We start from the raw sequence: 14,407 nt of genomic DNA on the forward strand, positions 1-14,407 counted from the left end.
GGATGAGGTAGAGAAGGGAAAGTAACCCAGCTGACCTCACCACCCCACAACCCATATCTCTCCCCTCCCCCAACATCACTCCAATGACCCCCAGCGAAAAACCCCACAAACACCACGAGGTCTTCTCCGCTGAAAAAGCATCCCACCTCGACACGAAGTTCCGCCGCATCCTCTACCGCCCCGACCGGCTCGCGGAGCGGTACGTAAAGCCCGGCGACCGGGTCCTTGACTTCGGCTGCGGCCCGGGTTTCTTTACCCGCGAGTTCGCAAAGAAGGTCGGGGACAATGGATACGTAATCGCCGCCGACCTGCAGGAGGAGATGCTCGCAATCCTCCGGGGGAAATTGGGGCCGGAGGGCCTCATGCCCCGGGTAAAAACGCACCGCTGCCAGCCGGATTCGCTCGATCTTACTCCGGAGCGGGACGGGCAGGTCGATGTCGCCTTTGCCATATTTGTCGTCCACGAAGTCCCGGACCGGGAAAAACTCTTCCGGGAGATCGCCGCGATGCTCGTGCCCGGCGGACTCTTCTTTTACTCAGAACCCCCGATCATAGTATCGGGCAGCGAATTCCGGGAGAGCTGTGCGCTTGCAGAAAAAGCCGGGCTCCGGCTGGTGGAGACCCGTCGGTTTTTCGTGAACCGGGCGGCCGTGCTCAGAAAAATGTAAGGGAGGCAGGGGGATCACCCCCCTCCCCTCTTTTTTTCTCATAGGGGGTCACCCCCCCCACCCATGTGTCCGGGCAGGTGGGGGGTACCCACCCCCTCTTGGCATGAAGACGTCCGATCGAAGTCATCATCATGAACAACGTATAATCACTCAAACATTTGGGAAGACTTTTCCCGGGCCCCGATACGATGACACGCACACCACCACCGGAAAAACCGGATCGGCAGCAACCGTTCCACACCTTATCAGAGGAGGAACTCTTCTCTGTTCTTGGCAGCAGCCCGGCAGGGTTGACTTCGGAGCAGGCAGAGGCCGGCCTTCTTCGCTTCGGGCAAAACGACATCTCCCATATCCGGAAAGTCCCGGTGATCCTCCAGTTTTTGAGCCATTTCAAAAACCTGCTCATCATCATCCTGCTCATCGCTGCGGCGATATCCTTGTTCGTCGGTGAACTGATCGATGCCGTCATTATCTTTATCATCGTCTTTGCGAGCGTCACCCTTGATTTTTTCCAGGAATACAAGGCAGGAGAGGCCGCCGACCTGCTCAGGCAGAAAATCCTCACCCGGGCCACGGTACTCCGGGATGGGAAAGAACAGGACCTGCCGATCACCGACCTTGTCCCGGGAGATCTGGTCAGGCTCACAGCCGGGGATATTGTCCCTGCCGATGCCAGGGTACTGACAGCACGGGATTTTTACGTGAACGAGTCCTCCCTCACCGGCGAACCGTTCCCGGTCGAAAAACACCCGGGTATTGCCGGTGCCGGCACCCCCGTCACGGCTGCGGGCAACTACACCTTCCTCGGCACGTCCGTTGTCAGCGGGACGGCAACGGCGGTCGTCACAAAGACCGGCGTATCGACCGAGTTTGGGATGGTGGCAAAAACCCTGGTCGAACGCCCCCCGGAGACGGAGTTCGAGCGGGGACTCAAACAGTTCAGTTACCTGATGTCGAAATTCGTGTTCTTCCTCGTCATCTTCGTGTTTTTCGTCAATGCCCTGTTCCGTCACGGCATCCTGGAATCCCTGCTCTTTTCCGTTGCACTCGCGGTCGGCATGACACCGGAACTCTTGCCCATGATCCTGTCCCTCAACCTGTCCAAGGGCTCCGTCGCGATGTCAAAGAAAGGCGCAATCGTGAAACACCCGGAATCGATCCAGAATTTCGGGAGTATGGACGTGCTCTGCACGGATAAGACCGGGACGCTTACCCGGAACGAAATTGCGCTGGTGCGGCACCTGGACACGGAAGGAAACGACAGCGAGAACGTCCTTTTATACTCGTTTATCAACAGCACCTTTGACACCGGCTTAAAAAGTCCCCTTGATGATGCGATCCTCAAATTCCGCCACCTCGATATCGACAGATTCCGTAAGATCGACGAGATACCCTTTGATTTTCTCCGCAAACGAATTTCCGTTGTCGTTGCCGACGGGGACAAGCGTCTGATCATATCCAAGGGTGCACCGGAGGAGATCTTCCGGATCTGTTCGCAGGTTGACAAAAACGGTGTCATCGAACCGCTGACCAGTACCATCCGGGATCAGGCCGAATGCATCTACCAGGCCCAGAGTGCAGGCGGCTTCAGGACCCTTGCGGTATGCTACCGTGCCGCGCCAGAGAACGTGACGCAGTTTTCCTCCAGCGATAATGAAAAGGAGATGATCCTGTCCGGTTTTGTCACATTCATCGATCCCCCAAAGGAGACCGCACGTGATTCGATCCGGCTGCTGAAACAGTCCGGGATCGAGCTGAAGATCCTGACCGGCGATAACGAACTGGTGACAAGAAAGATCTGCGAACAGATAGAACTTGAGGTCAAAGGGGTCCTTTCCGGTGATGAGGTCGAACAAATGGACGACGAGACCCTCTCCCGGGTGGTTGAGAACGTGACCGTCTTTTCCCGCATGACCCCGGTGCAGAAGAACCGGGTCATGCGTGCCCTGAAAAAGAACGGCCATGTTGTCGGTTTCATGGGCGACGGGATCAACGACGCCCCGTCCATCCGGGAGGCAGATGTCGGCATATCGGTTGAAAATGCCGTGGATATTGCCAGGGAATCGGCAGACATTATCCTCTTAAAAAACGACCTGTGTATCCTCAACGATGGCGTCATCGAGGGAAGGAAGACCTTCGGGAACACCATGAAATATATCCTGATGGGGACGAGCTCCAATTTCGGGAACATGTTTTCCGTAGCCGGTGCGTCCCTCTTCCTCCGTTTCCTCCCGATGCTCCCGATCCAGATCCTGTTAAACAACCTTCTCTACGATGTATCGGAATCGACGATCCCGAACGACAACGTTGACGAGTCCTATACCCGGACCCCGAAAAAATGGGACATGGATTTCATCAAAAAGTTCGTCGTTGTTTTCGGGCCGATCAGCTCGGTCTTTGACTTCATCACGTTTGGTATCCTGCTGTTCTTCTTTGTCGCCGATGCAGCGTTCTTCCAGACGGCATGGTTTGTCGAATCGATCTGCACCCAGACGCTCGTCATTTTCGTGATCAGGACCCGGGTTGTCCCGTTCTACAACAGCAGACCAAACCGGCTTCTCACCGCAAGCACGATCCTGATCGTGGCAATTGCCTGCATCCTGCCGTTCACCCCGATAGGAAGCCTGTTCGGGTTTATCCCGCTGCCGGCGTCGTTCTTTGTAGTGCTTGCTGGCCTTGTGATCAGCTATCTTATCATTGTAGAACTGGTCAAACGCTGGTTCTATCGGAAATATGCTTCAACAACAGACGGGAAAACAACCTGACCGGATGGGTGCGGGGGAGGGGAGGAGGAGGAGGGGCTTGGCCGTTCCTCACCAGGTCCCGGAATGTGCGAGGAGCCCGGCGGCATACGAGCGGAGCTCCGGGTCCTCGTCTGCATCAGCGGAAAACTCCCTGAGCCCATGAAGGGCGCCGGTGCTCCGGATCGCAGCAAGCGTTTCTGCGGCCAGCCGCCGGATATCCGCCTGCTCGCTTCGGTCCCGCAGCCGCTCGATCAGGACTTCGACCGGGCGGCCGCTCTTGAGCTCGCAGAGCGCAGCAATTGCACCGCGCCGGATGGCAGGGTCATGATCAGCCACGAGATCCATCAGCGGACGGACCGCACGGGGATCGCCACTTTTCCCGAGCGCCGTCACCGCCCGCAGCCGCCCGTCGGTATCCGGAGCAGAGAGCGCCGTGGAGCTCAGGTCGTAAACAATTCCTTTCCCGGGGAAGGAATCATACCATTCGCCCCGGGATTTTTCCGCACTTATTTCCATAGATTCACCATATCAGATTCAATTGCTCAAACACCGATCCATACTCTGACGGGATACCGAAAAAATCCGGATCCTAACAGATAAAGAAGAGCATCCGCTTACCATGAGCGGATCGTACCCGCTTGGCCTTGTATTCCAGGGAACAGACAGCCAGGTACATTGGTCTAGTATAATGCAACCTTGTTATAAATAATTAATCAATAATTCCATCCTGGGACAGGATAATCGATCACCCGTTGGGAATACGCCAGAACCAGTTGAGGCAAATCTTGCCATAATCTTCATTCCTCTCTCCGGAGCGCCCCGGCCACAGGTACCATTGGCGTCTGCCTTGACCCGGAAACCTGCTCGCGTTCAAGAAGAGGAACGATTATTTGTGGTACGGCTCGCCGCTGTTGATCCGGCAGGCCCGGTACACCTGCTCCAGCAGGATCAGCCGCACCATCTGGTGGGTGAAGGTCATGGGCGAGATCGAGAGCCGGAGATCGGCACGGGCGAGCACGGCCTCCGAAAGCCCGAGATCGCCCCCTATGATCATCACGATCGAATTCATCCCCGCGAGCTGCCAGGTGTGCATCCGGGCGGCAAGCGCCTCGCTCGACATCTCTTTTCCCCGCACATCGAGCGCCACCACGTACACCCCCTCCGGGATCGCGGCGAGGATCCGGTCGCCTTCCCGGTCTTTGATGAGTTGTTCCTGACCAGCCGAAGAGTGTACTGTCCGCTTTTCATCGGCAACCTCAACGATGGCAAGTTTCAGGTACGGCGTAAGGCGCTTTTCATACTCGGCAATGCCTTCAGTAAGGAACCGCTCCTTGATCTTTCCGACCGCAATGATCCGTATCTGCATACCGGGTCTCCCTCACCATAATCTGTTATGCCGGACGTGAAAAAAGAGTGGTGGGTGGATAAGGGGAAGTTACCCGAAGAGCTTGTAAGACTCTTCGAGCGCTTCTACCGCCGGGAGTTTTTTCCCGGTCAGGAATTCAATACAGGCTCCCCCGCCGGTGGAGATGTGGGTGAAGTCGTTTTCGATCCCGAGTTTCTCGATCACGGCCGCGGTATGCCCGCCGCCAACGACCGAGAATTCGACTTTGGACGCAGCACGGAGCAGCTCGAAGGTGCCCGTGGCAAAATCCGGCTCCTCGAAGACACCGGCAGGGCCGTTGAAGACCACGGTCCCGGACTTCTTAAGAGTCGTTACAAGCGCAGCAAGGGCGTCTATCCCGAGATCCATCACCGGTGTATCGGAGGGGATCCGGTCGATCGGGTACTCCACACGCCTGCCGTTCTGCCGCACCGCAACCGATGCCGGCATGATCACCCGGTCGCTGAACTTTGCAAGGATCACCTGTGCCTTTTTGATCTCGCCCTGGTACTTGAGCTGCTCGATCAGCTGGGTGGAGGGTTTGCCGATATCATAGCCGGCTGCGAGATAGAAGACATTGGCCACGACACCGATCACGATCACGGTGTCGGCGATGCCGTTTTCAAGTACGTGGGCGGCGACCTCGATCGAGTCGTCTACCTTGGTGCCCCCGAGCACCATGCAGACCGGGCGGGGCGCTCCCGAAAAGACTTTCGAGAGGGTAGAGACCTCTTTTTCCATCAGGAGGCCGGCTGCCGATTTCATGACCAGCGGAAGACCTACGACCGTCGGCTGGGACCGGTGGGCAGTCCCGAACGCATCGTTCACAAAAAAGTCCGCCATCGAGGAGAGTCTCCGGACGAGGTGGGTCTTTTTGGCCTCTTCGGGTTTCATCGTGAGGTTCTCTTCCGCAGCAAAGCGCACGTTCTCGAGCATCAGGATATCGCCAGGCTTTGCTGCATGCACGGCTTCCTTCGCATGCCGCCCGAAAATGCTGTCAATGTACATGACCGGTGTGCCAAGCAACTCTTCAAGTTTTTCGGCATGGGACTCCAAGGTAGTGAAATCCTTCTTTCCCGGCCGGCTCTGGTGGGTGATGATGACGAGGCGAGAGTCGGAAAGGGCACGTATTGTAGGCAGGTGTTCGCGGAACCGTTTATCGTCCAAAATAAGGTGGGTGGTGGGATCGATGGGGGAGTTTAAGTCAAGACGGAGAAGCACCGTCTTTCCGCTGCATCCCAGGTCCCGGAGGGTACCGATCGGCATGTGGCCACACCCCCGGGGTTATGCCGAACCCCGGGCCTTGATCCTCTTCATCCTGAAAAGTTCCTCACGTTCCATCTCGTCAAGACGCATCTTGATGAAATCCCTGGCTGCGGTAAGTTCAGGGATCACCTTGAACTCGAGCGCATTTACCCGGCGCTTGGTCTTTTCGATCTCGTCGAGCAGGCGCTTCATCGTGGTCTCGATCTCGGCGCTCTGGATGATAGCCTCGACCAGATCCTCGAACGACGATGCGGTCTCATCGATGACCGGCGATGTGCCGAGCACACCGTACCCGCGGTCGGCAAGGCTCTTTTTCACTTTCGACGATTTTATCTCCGGCACGACCACACCCATGATGTTCTTGCTCCTGAGCGTGATCTCCGGAACCTCTTTTACCGAAAGGGCAGCGGCCTTGACACCGATCGCCCCTTCAACGGTATTTGCCACCGCCATCATGTCGACGGCGTGCTGGTACTTTATCAGGAGTTCCCCCCGGCTGTCCTTTGCAGTGGAGAGGATCTTGAAAAATTCCATGATCAGTCCATCGCGCTTCATCTTGAGGATCTTGTAGCCGCGCTCGGAGAGTTTGATCTTCCTTTTCAGGTCGATCAGTTCCGAACGGGTTGGCTTGATATCACGCAGCGCCATGGATGGTTACTCCTTCTTTGCACCGGCACGGAATTTCGGGTGGTACTTATTGATCAGGTCACGGTCGATACGGGTCAGCTGCTCGACCGGCAGTGTCGAGAGGATCTCCCAGCCGAGGTTTAAGGTGTCCTCGATAGTGCGGTCCTCATCATAGCCCTGCCGGACAAAGCGGTTCTCGAAGAGGTCAGCGAACTCCAGAAGCAGGCGGTCGCGCTCGGAAAGGGCATCCTTACCGACGATGGCCACGAGACCTCTGAGGTCGTTACCTTCTGCGTACCCTGCATACATCTGGTCGGAGACCTTCTTATGGTCCTCACGGGTGTGCCCCTTACCAATACCGAGGTTCATCAGCCGGGATAACGACGGCAGCACGTTAATAGGCGGGTAGATTCCCTTGCGGTGCAGTTCACGGCTGACCACGATCTGGCCTTCGGTGATGTACCCGGTCAGGTCAGGGATCGGGTGGGTGATATCATCACCGGGCATCGTCAGGATCGGGATCTGCGTAACCGAACCCTTCTTGCCCTTGATCATACCGGCACGCTCGTAGATACATGCGAGGTCCGTGTACATGTAACCGGGATAGCCACGGCGTCCGGGCACTTCTTCACGGGCGGCACCGATCTGACGGAGCGCTTCACAATAGTTGGTCATATCCGTCAGGATAACGAGCACGTGCATACCGAGCTCGAATGCAAGATATTCTGCGGTGGTGAGAGCGAGACGGGGTGTGATGATACGCTCGACAGCCGGGTCATCTGCAAGGTTGAGGAAGACGACGGCGCGTTCGAGGGCTCCCGTGCGCTCGAAGTCCTGCATGAAGTAGTTTGCTTCTTCTTTTGTGATACCCATCGCAGCGAAGACCACGGCAAAATTCTCAGTCGAGCCGGGCACCTTTGCCTGGCGGGCAATCTGGAGTGCAACGTTGTTGTGCGGCAGACCTGCAGCTGAGAAGATCGGAAGCTTCTGGCCACGGACAAGGGTGTTGGTACCGTCAATCGTGGAGATACCGGTCTGAATGAAATCAGCCGGCATGCCCCGGGCGTACGGGTTGATTGCAGCGCCGGTAATATCGAGGCGTTTCTCCGGAACAATCTCCGGACCGCCGTCAATAGGCTTGCCGCCACCGGACAGGATACGGCCAAGCATCTCATGGCCGACCGGCATTTTGATGGTCTCACCGGTGAACCGGACGCCGCTGTCCCTGCCGATACCAGTGGTGGTCTCGAAGATCTGGACAACGACAAGTTCGTCGCTTGTGTCCAGAACCTGGCCACGCTTGATCGTACCGTCGGAAAGAACCACGTTTACGAGTTCCTGGTACGCGATAGGTTCGGTCTTCTCTACAAAGACGAGAGGACCGGCAATTTTTGTGATCGTCCTGTATTCCTTCATGCTGCCGACCTCAGTGTGTTGAACTCAGCATCCATTTCCTTCTCGATCTTCGCAAGCTCGGGCTTGTAGTCCTTGATGAACTTGATCTGGGGCAGTTCGTTCTTTGCCTTGACCGCGATGATCTGCGACGGGCTGACACCAGCGATCTGGGCAGCATAGGCAAAGTCAGCGAAGAGCTTGATCGCCTTCAACATGTCGTACTGTTTCTTCATGTCACAGAACGTGTCGACCGCGTCGTACGCGTTCTGCTGGAGGAAGATCTCACGGATCATACGGGCGACCTCGATCGTCACCTGTTCAGACTCGGGCAGGGCGTCGGAACCGACGAGCTGCACGATCTCCTGGAGTTCTGCCTCTTTCTGGAGGACTTCCATGGCCCAGGACCGGATCTTGTTCCAGTCGGGGGAAACCTCCTTGTCGTACCAGTCATGGAGGGCATCAAGGTACAGGGAGTACGAGTTTAACCAGTTGATCGCCGGGAAGTGCCGGCGCTGGGAGAGCTTTGCATCGAGAGCCCAGAAAACTTTCACGATACGGAGCGTGTTCTGGGTAACGGGCTCGGAGAAGTCACCACCAGGAGGTGAGACTGCACCGATGACCGAGACCGACCCGGATGCACCGTTGAGGGTCTCGACAAGACCGGCACGCTCGTAGAACTCAGAGAGCCGTGCTGCGAGATAGGCCGGGTATCCTTCTTCACCGGGCATCTCTTCCAGACGGCTTGAGATCTCACGCATAGCTTCTGCCCAGCGGGAGGTCGAGTCTGCCATCAGGGAGACATCGTAGCCCATGTCACGGAAGTACTCGGCAATCGTGATACCGGTGTATACCGATGCTTCACGGGCAGCGACCGGCATGTTCGAGGTGTTTGCAATGAGCACCGTCCGCTCCATTAAGGGTTTCCCTGATTTCGGGTCCTCAAGACTCGGGAATTCCGTAAGAACTTCCGTCATCTCGTTGCCGCGTTCACCGCAGCCGATGTATACGACGATCTCGGCATCCGACCACTTCGCCAGCTGCTGCTGGGTAACCGTCTTGCCGCTCCCGAACGGGCCGGGAATTGCGGCGGTACCGCCTTTTGCAATCGGGAAAAGACCGTCGAGGATCCGCTGACCGGTGATCAGCGGAATCGTCGGGTTCTTCTTCTCCCTCACGGGTCGGGGGACACGGACCGGCCAGCGCTGGATCATCGGGTACTCACGGCCGTCTTCGAGGATACAGATGATCTCGTCGATGGTAAAGTCCCCGCTCCTGATCGTCTTTACGACACCTGCCTTTACGTTTGGCGGGAGCATGACCCTGTGGACGATGTTGGTCTCCTGGACCTCGCCGAGGATTGAACCCGGCTCGATCTTGTCGCCGGCCTTTACGAGCGGCTTGAACGTCCATTTCTTTGTGTGGGAAAGACCCGGTGCGGTTACACCACGCTCGATGAAGTTGCCCATCTTTTCCACGAGGACGGCAAGCGGGCGCTGGATACCATCGTAGATACTGGTGAGGAGCCCGGGGCCGAGCTCAACGGAAAGCGAGAGCCCGGTGTTTATGACCGGCTCGCCGGGCCTGATACCCGACGTATCCTCGTATACCTGGATGATCGTATTATCGCCCTGGATCTTGATGACCTCACCCATCAGCGCTTCTTTTCCGACCTTGACCACATCGTACATGTGGGCGTCAAGATTGACTGCCGTGACGACGGGGCCGGCGATTCTTTTCAGGACACCCTTTTTTGCCTCTTTGGTTTTTTCGGTTTTCATTTCCACAGATCAACACCCACCGATCTCTTGATTTTCTCTCTCATGGACAGACCCCCTTCTTCGCCTCCAAGGGCGATCACGGTCGGCTTGACGGAATTTTCGAGCGTCGTGCGGAGCCGGCGCGGGAGCCGCTCCATATCGCTGCTGTTTAAGACAAGAATACCGACCTGTCCGTCCGAAAGGGCGCTGGTGATACATTCGTTGAGTTTCTCGTCGTTCTCCGCTGCGTAGGTCTTACGGATGCCTGCGAGGCGGAACCCAAGGATGAACTCACTGTTGCCGATGACTGCAATCTCCATTTTAGATCACCAGGTATTTCCCAATCGTCTCTGCGGGGAGCTTTGATTCCTTGCCCCTCGTCAGTGCCCGAAGGTTGAACACTTCATACTTTTTCTTCTCAAGATACACGAGAATCGGGTAGATGGAGAAGGGGTTGCGCTTGGAGAGTTTCTCCATCTGCTCCATCTGCACCCGCACGAGAAGAGATGCAATTTCATGAACCGGCCGTTCGGTTTCCAGATCTTTTAAGAGTTCAAGCACCGGTCCGGTGCGGACTTTCACCCTGAGCTGGTCGATGAACTCCCGGTAGTCCTTGATCGTGTTCAACGCGGCAAAGTCTGCCGCGGTGATCGTGCCGCCGGCGATATACATCTCCTTTACATCTTCCTGAATCTTATCAACCCGCAACCGGAAGAGCGTCAGGATATTTTTCACGTCAATGTCTAGCCGGATGAACGCCAAGAACTGCCGGCCTCCGGCATCCCCGCCGCTCGCTTCCGCAATGATCTCTGCGTAGAATTGTTTGTACAGCTCGTTTTCCATACGGGCAAACGAACCGGTCTCCTTTGCTGCCGGGTACTCCCGGGCGAGCACCGGGTAGAGCCGCTTTCCTTTGAGGGCTTCGATGACACGATCCGCGCTGTCTTCGGCGAGGAGCCGGTCGAGCACAACCTTGTCGAGGCTGCCGGCGGGAACGAGGACTTCCTTGATCTTGCCGGTCTTTTCTCCCTGTGACTTTCCACGCAGGATCGTGAGTACGTTCTGGATATCCCAGTGCCGGAGATACGCACGGGTGAACTGCTTGAGCATCCCGGGCGTGATTTCCAGGATCCGCTGGTACTCCTTTGCAAGGTTCCAGCTCAGGGCTACCTCGAGGAGGTCTATTCCCTTGAACGTGTTCCCGAGTTCGTCAATTTCCTGTTTGTATTCGGTTTCGCTGATGACGCGGGTGATCTCGGAAATGCTCATGTTGAGCATCCGCATGTATTCCTCTTTCGGCAGGAGTTTTGCCTTCCTTATCCGCATTCTGGTACACACGTAGATATACGGTGCTGATATGGTTACACCCATACGCGGACCCCCTTACCCGAACAGGATGTCAGACGCATCTTTCAACCCGGATTCCCATACCTTTGCAAGGAATGTGCGGTAGCTGTAATCAATCTGCAGCGCACCACCCTCACCTTCCACAACGATACCGCCGTCAATATTGACCGGTTTGCCTACACTGAACCCGGCGAACTCCTTATGCTCCGTGATGATTGCCTTTACGGCGGTAACATCGCGGGCATTGCAGAAGATCGTCCCCTTCGGGATCTCTGTTTTTGCCTCGGCGAGGAGTTTCTTTATGGCTTCGCGATGGAAGCTTTCAGGGAGTGCAGCGATCTCGGAGAGCGTGGCCTCATAGACCTTGTCCAACAGCGCTTTCTGGGTATTTAAGAGCTCGCGCTTGACGAGGAGGTTTGCGGCAGAGATGTCCTGGCCCACGAGGCGGGAGGACTGTTTTGCTGCCTCCTCTTCTGCAGCGAACTTGATCACATCAGACTGCTTTTTTGCTGCCGCGAGAATCCGGTCTGTCTCCGCTTGTGACTCCTGCCGGATCTTCGCCGCTTCGGATCTGCCTTTTTCCCTGATTTCTTCAACTACGGCTTCCAGTCCCATTGTCAGCCCCGCATTATACGAACAAGAGCAGGAGACCGACCACAAGACCGAAAATTACAATCGTTTCCGGGATGACCGTGAAGAGTAGTGCAAGTCCGAATATGTCCTTGTTCTCTGCAGTCGCTCCTACGGCCGCTGAGCCGATTGCCATCTCGGCAACACCAGTCCCGATACCGGTGAGACCGACTGCAAGACCTGCGCCAAGTGCCTTCATTCCCATCTGCGATGCCTGTACCATTTCAAGAGTCATATTAACATCTACCATAATCTAATCCTCCGTAAATCTTCGTTTCATTCCAAATGGAATATACTTCCTGCCTCCACCCTTGTAGAACTTGGTGAAGAATTCGACATAGTGCAAACGAATCGAGTGGAGTCCGCCACCCAGAAGACCCAGTGCCAGATTGAGCGTATGCCCGGCAATGAAGATCACAACACCTACGATGATCATGACAATCCCGACAAGGGAAAGTTCCTTCAGCGCTGGAGAGATGAACATCCCGATCGCTATGTAGTTGATCACCATCGCGATGGCGACCGATGAGAGTCCCACCGCAACCAGACGGGCATACGACAATACATGTGAGATAATCGTAGGCAACTCGATCACTTCAAGAACGGAGTCCCGGGCGATACAGAGTATGCCGAAGATAATGAGTGCGCCACCGATATATGTTCCCAGGTTGAACCCGACTGCAACGATAGGGAGCTTGGTAAGATCGGGCATGTACGGCATGGTGACATTTGACCAGATCGCGACAAGGATTCCCCACATCACGGCAAGCCAGCCGAAGTTTGCCATGACCGCCTTAGTCCGGTGCTCGCCATGGTCCTGTTTTGCATGGTCATACATGCCGATGACCCTGCCCAATGAGATATGCAGAACCCCAATCCAGATCGACATGATGAGAAGTGCAGGAATCGCCGACCCGGCGCCGCCGGCCTCTGTTGTTCCGATTGGCAGGTGTCTCGAGAAGATGATCGGATTCCACGGGAGTTCGAATCCGAGGAACTCGCTGAACAGGAGCCCGAAGATAATACTCATGATACTGGCATTCCGGAGCACGGCAAGCAACTGCCGCCCTTCCTCACCGGTCACGAACTTCCGGAGCCCGAGCGCCATCGCGAGCAGGATAAGGCCATATCCCACATCGCCGAGGATTAACCCGAAGAAAATGGGGAACACGATGGCGACCAGCAGCGTCGGGTCAAGTTCCGTGTACTTCGGCCTGCTGTACAGATCTATGAGCATCCGCGTCGGCTTTGAAAAGTCCGGGTTGTTGTACTCCACCGGGACCGCGTCATGCTCAAGGTCGATCGGTAGTGCGGTGACGTAGATTTTACCGCCGGTAACCTGTGTGAGCGCGTTGCTCACCTCATCCACATTTTCCGATGGAACCCACCCTTCTGCAACGAACATCTGTTTTGTCGTTGCAAACCGGAGGGGTGCCTCGGTCTGCTCCACTTCCGCTTTTAAGAATTCCTCGCAAGCGACGAGGAACTCCGCATGTTTTGTCCTGATCCCGGTAAGTTTTTCGTTGATCTCCGCGATCTCCGCTCCGAGTGTTGTTGCCTGAGAACGGTAAAATTCGATCCGCGCCATCGGGGATCCGGACTCCACGGGGATCGCAACCGACTGAAATGCCACTTCCGCAAGCGACCGCTCGACTTCGCTTTTCTGATCGTTGGGCACGATTACAACAAGGAAATTCTTCTCCTTTCCCTTCGAGAAATACATTTCATGGGGAACGGAGAGGGTCACTTCGCGGGAGACATAACCGGCTAACGCGGTGAATCCTTGGTAACCGTGATACAGATCCAGGTCAACCGGTACAGCCACAAAAGGGGTGATCTCGGCGATCTTCTGTTCGCACTCCTTAAAATGTGTGTCCAGCTGCGAGCGCCGGGCGGTCAGCTCCTCAACTTCCCGCTCGAGGGCCGGCAGTTCCCGCTCGATTTTTGCGGCGATCTCAGCCTGTTTGAAGGTCTTCACTGACGCGATGTCGTCCGCATGCACCGAGACGGTATTTTCAATCGCCCGGACCTTGATGAGATCCGTGGATTTTTCATTGGCCCCAGACAGAGGAGTGCCGATCTTAAAGCCCTCATAACCCTCCGAGCCGGCTTCCACAAATTCCTCGACATGAAAAAGTTTGCGGCGATAGAGCTCCGCAACAACAGGACCCATCTGATCCCGGGATGCGGCGATGAGCAGCCGGCTCATCTGTTCAGGCTTGAACATGCAGCTGCTCCTTAAACCGTAATACCAGCAGCAGCACCGCCTTGGAAAGGTTCTTCTCACCTTTTTCCCTGAGTGCTGCTGCCCGCTGATTGCCGTTTTTGAGGATTTCAGCATGCTTAAGTGCCGCTTGGTGCCGTGCTTCTTCCAGTTTNNTACTGTTCAGCATTGCTCTGCGCCTTCGTTATCAGGTTATCAGCTTCCAGCTCGGCCTGGGAATGCCTTTTCTTCTTTTCTTCCTGCGCCGCACTGATCATCGACTGATACTCAGTTTCAGTTTTCTTGATGTCTTCTAAGACCTCAGTTTTCATCCAACCCTCCACTCACGGCAGTACAGTAGTTGGTAAAAATTACAATATATGTAT

The 14,407-nt window shown here is 55.9% G+C and carries 13 protein-coding genes; 2 read left to right on the forward strand and 11 right to left on the reverse strand.

Annotated features, from left to right (window positions below; translation table 11 throughout):
• Positions 1–83 precede the first annotated feature (83 nt).
• Both QZN75_RS02470 and mgtA read left to right on the forward strand, forming a co-directional pair.
• Positions 84–668, forward strand: a complete 585-nt coding sequence (locus QZN75_RS02470) for a class I SAM-dependent methyltransferase (RefSeq protein ID WP_292424298.1) — start codon at positions 84–86, stop codon at positions 666–668.
• 188 nt (positions 669–856) lie between these two features.
• Positions 857–3,433, forward strand: a complete 2,577-nt coding sequence (gene mgtA / locus QZN75_RS02475; RefSeq protein WP_292424301.1) for a magnesium-translocating P-type ATPase — start codon at positions 857–859, stop codon at positions 3,431–3,433.
• 48 nt (positions 3,434–3,481) lie between these two features.
• Here mgtA and QZN75_RS02480 read toward each other — a convergent pair whose 3' ends face one another.
• The 11 genes from QZN75_RS02480 to QZN75_RS02530 form a co-directional block, all read right to left on the reverse strand.
• Entirely contained in the window at positions 3,482–3,928 is a 447-nt protein-coding gene (locus QZN75_RS02480; protein WP_292424303.1) for a HEAT repeat domain-containing protein, read from the reverse strand.
• A gap of 370 nt (positions 3,929–4,298) precedes the next feature.
• Complete coding sequence (gene rlmH / locus QZN75_RS02485) at positions 4,299–4,778, reverse strand: 23S rRNA (pseudouridine(1915)-N(3))-methyltransferase RlmH (RefSeq protein ID WP_292424304.1); 480 nt, start codon at positions 4,776–4,778, stop codon at positions 4,299–4,301.
• Positions 4,779–4,847: 69 nt separating this feature from the next.
• A complete protein-coding gene (locus tag QZN75_RS02490; protein WP_292424306.1) occupies positions 4,848–6,062 on the reverse strand; it encodes a phosphoglycerate kinase in 1,215 nt (404 codons plus the stop codon).
• 18 nt (positions 6,063–6,080) lie between these two features.
• The gene (locus tag QZN75_RS02495) at positions 6,081–6,710 is read right to left on the reverse strand and encodes a V-type ATP synthase subunit D (protein ID WP_292424308.1); all 630 of its coding nucleotides are present in this window, start codon (positions 6,708–6,710) and stop codon (positions 6,081–6,083) included.
• A gap of 6 nt (positions 6,711–6,716) precedes the next feature.
• Entirely contained in the window at positions 6,717–8,105 is a 1,389-nt protein-coding gene (locus QZN75_RS02500; protein WP_292424310.1) for an ATP synthase subunit B, read from the reverse strand.
• Complete coding sequence (locus QZN75_RS02505) at positions 8,102–9,862, reverse strand: ATP synthase subunit A (RefSeq protein WP_292424312.1); 1,761 nt, start codon at positions 9,860–9,862, stop codon at positions 8,102–8,104. Before QZN75_RS02505 ends, QZN75_RS02500 begins: the two co-directional genes overlap by 4 nt.
• A complete protein-coding gene (locus QZN75_RS02510) occupies positions 9,859–10,161 on the reverse strand; it encodes a V-type ATP synthase subunit F (RefSeq protein WP_292424313.1) in 303 nt (100 codons plus the stop codon). The genes QZN75_RS02505 and QZN75_RS02510 overlap by 4 nt, the downstream gene beginning before the upstream one ends.
• 1 nt (position 10,162) lies before the next feature.
• The gene (locus QZN75_RS02515) at positions 10,163–11,167 is read right to left on the reverse strand and encodes a V-type ATP synthase subunit C (protein ID WP_394339487.1); all 1,005 of its coding nucleotides are present in this window, start codon (positions 11,165–11,167) and stop codon (positions 10,163–10,165) included.
• A 57-nt stretch (positions 11,168–11,224) separates the two neighbouring features.
• Positions 11,225–11,803, reverse strand: coding sequence for a V-type ATP synthase subunit E family protein (locus QZN75_RS02520; RefSeq protein ID WP_292424317.1), 579 nt, complete (start codon positions 11,801–11,803; stop codon positions 11,225–11,227).
• Between the two features lie 13 nt (positions 11,804–11,816).
• The gene (locus QZN75_RS02525) at positions 11,817–12,068 is read right to left on the reverse strand and encodes an ATPase (protein WP_292424319.1); all 252 of its coding nucleotides are present in this window, start codon (positions 12,066–12,068) and stop codon (positions 11,817–11,819) included.
• A 3-nt stretch (positions 12,069–12,071) separates the two neighbouring features.
• Positions 12,072–14,045 (reverse strand): V-type ATP synthase subunit I, encoded by a 1,974-nt coding sequence (locus QZN75_RS02530; protein WP_292424321.1) that lies wholly within the window; start codon positions 14,043–14,045, stop codon positions 12,072–12,074.
• Positions 14,046–14,407: the final 362 nt, after the last annotated feature.

Source organism: Methanoregula sp., from assembly GCF_003170075.1.
In the GTDB taxonomy this organism is placed as follows: Archaea; Halobacteriota; Methanomicrobia; order Methanomicrobiales; family Methanospirillaceae; genus Methanoregula.

What these genes read in the sequence shown, in the direction of transcription:
- QZN75_RS02470 (WP_292424298.1), top strand. Translation starts at nt 84, where the DNA reads ATGACCCCCAGCGAAAAACCCCACAAACACCACGAGGTCTTCTCCGCT.
- mgtA (WP_292424301.1), top strand. Translation starts at nt 857, where the DNA reads ATGACACGCACACCACCACCGGAAAAACCGGATCGGCAGCAACCGTTC.
- QZN75_RS02480 (WP_292424303.1), bottom strand. Translation starts at nt 3,928, where the DNA reads ATGGAAATAAGTGCGGAAAAATCCCGGGGCGAATGGTATGATTCCTTC.
- rlmH (WP_292424304.1), bottom strand. Translation starts at nt 4,778, where the DNA reads ATGCAGATACGGATCATTGCGGTCGGAAAGATCAAGGAGCGGTTCCTT.
- QZN75_RS02490 (WP_292424306.1), bottom strand. Translation starts at nt 6,062, where the DNA reads ATGCCGATCGGTACCCTCCGGGACCTGGGATGCAGCGGAAAGACGGTG.
- QZN75_RS02495 (WP_292424308.1), bottom strand. Translation starts at nt 6,710, where the DNA reads ATGGCGCTGCGTGATATCAAGCCAACCCGTTCGGAACTGATCGACCTG.
- QZN75_RS02500 (WP_292424310.1), bottom strand. Translation starts at nt 8,105, where the DNA reads ATGAAGGAATACAGGACGATCACAAAAATTGCCGGTCCTCTCGTCTTT.
- QZN75_RS02505 (WP_292424312.1), bottom strand. Translation starts at nt 9,862, where the DNA reads ATGAAAACCGAAAAAACCAAAGAGGCAAAAAAGGGTGTCCTGAAAAGA.
- QZN75_RS02510 (WP_292424313.1), bottom strand. Translation starts at nt 10,161, where the DNA reads ATGGAGATTGCAGTCATCGGCAACAGTGAGTTCATCCTTGGGTTCCGC.
- QZN75_RS02515 (WP_394339487.1), bottom strand. Translation starts at nt 11,167, where the DNA reads ATGCGGATAAGGAAGGCAAAACTCCTGCCGAAAGAGGAATACATGCGG.
- QZN75_RS02520 (WP_292424317.1), bottom strand. Translation starts at nt 11,803, where the DNA reads ATGGGACTGGAAGCCGTAGTTGAAGAAATCAGGGAAAAAGGCAGATCC.
- QZN75_RS02525 (WP_292424319.1), bottom strand. Translation starts at nt 12,068, where the DNA reads ATGGTAGATGTTAATATGACTCTTGAAATGGTACAGGCATCGCAGATG.
- QZN75_RS02530 (WP_292424321.1), bottom strand. Translation starts at nt 14,045, where the DNA reads ATGTTCAAGCCTGAACAGATGAGCCGGCTGCTCATCGCCGCATCCCGG.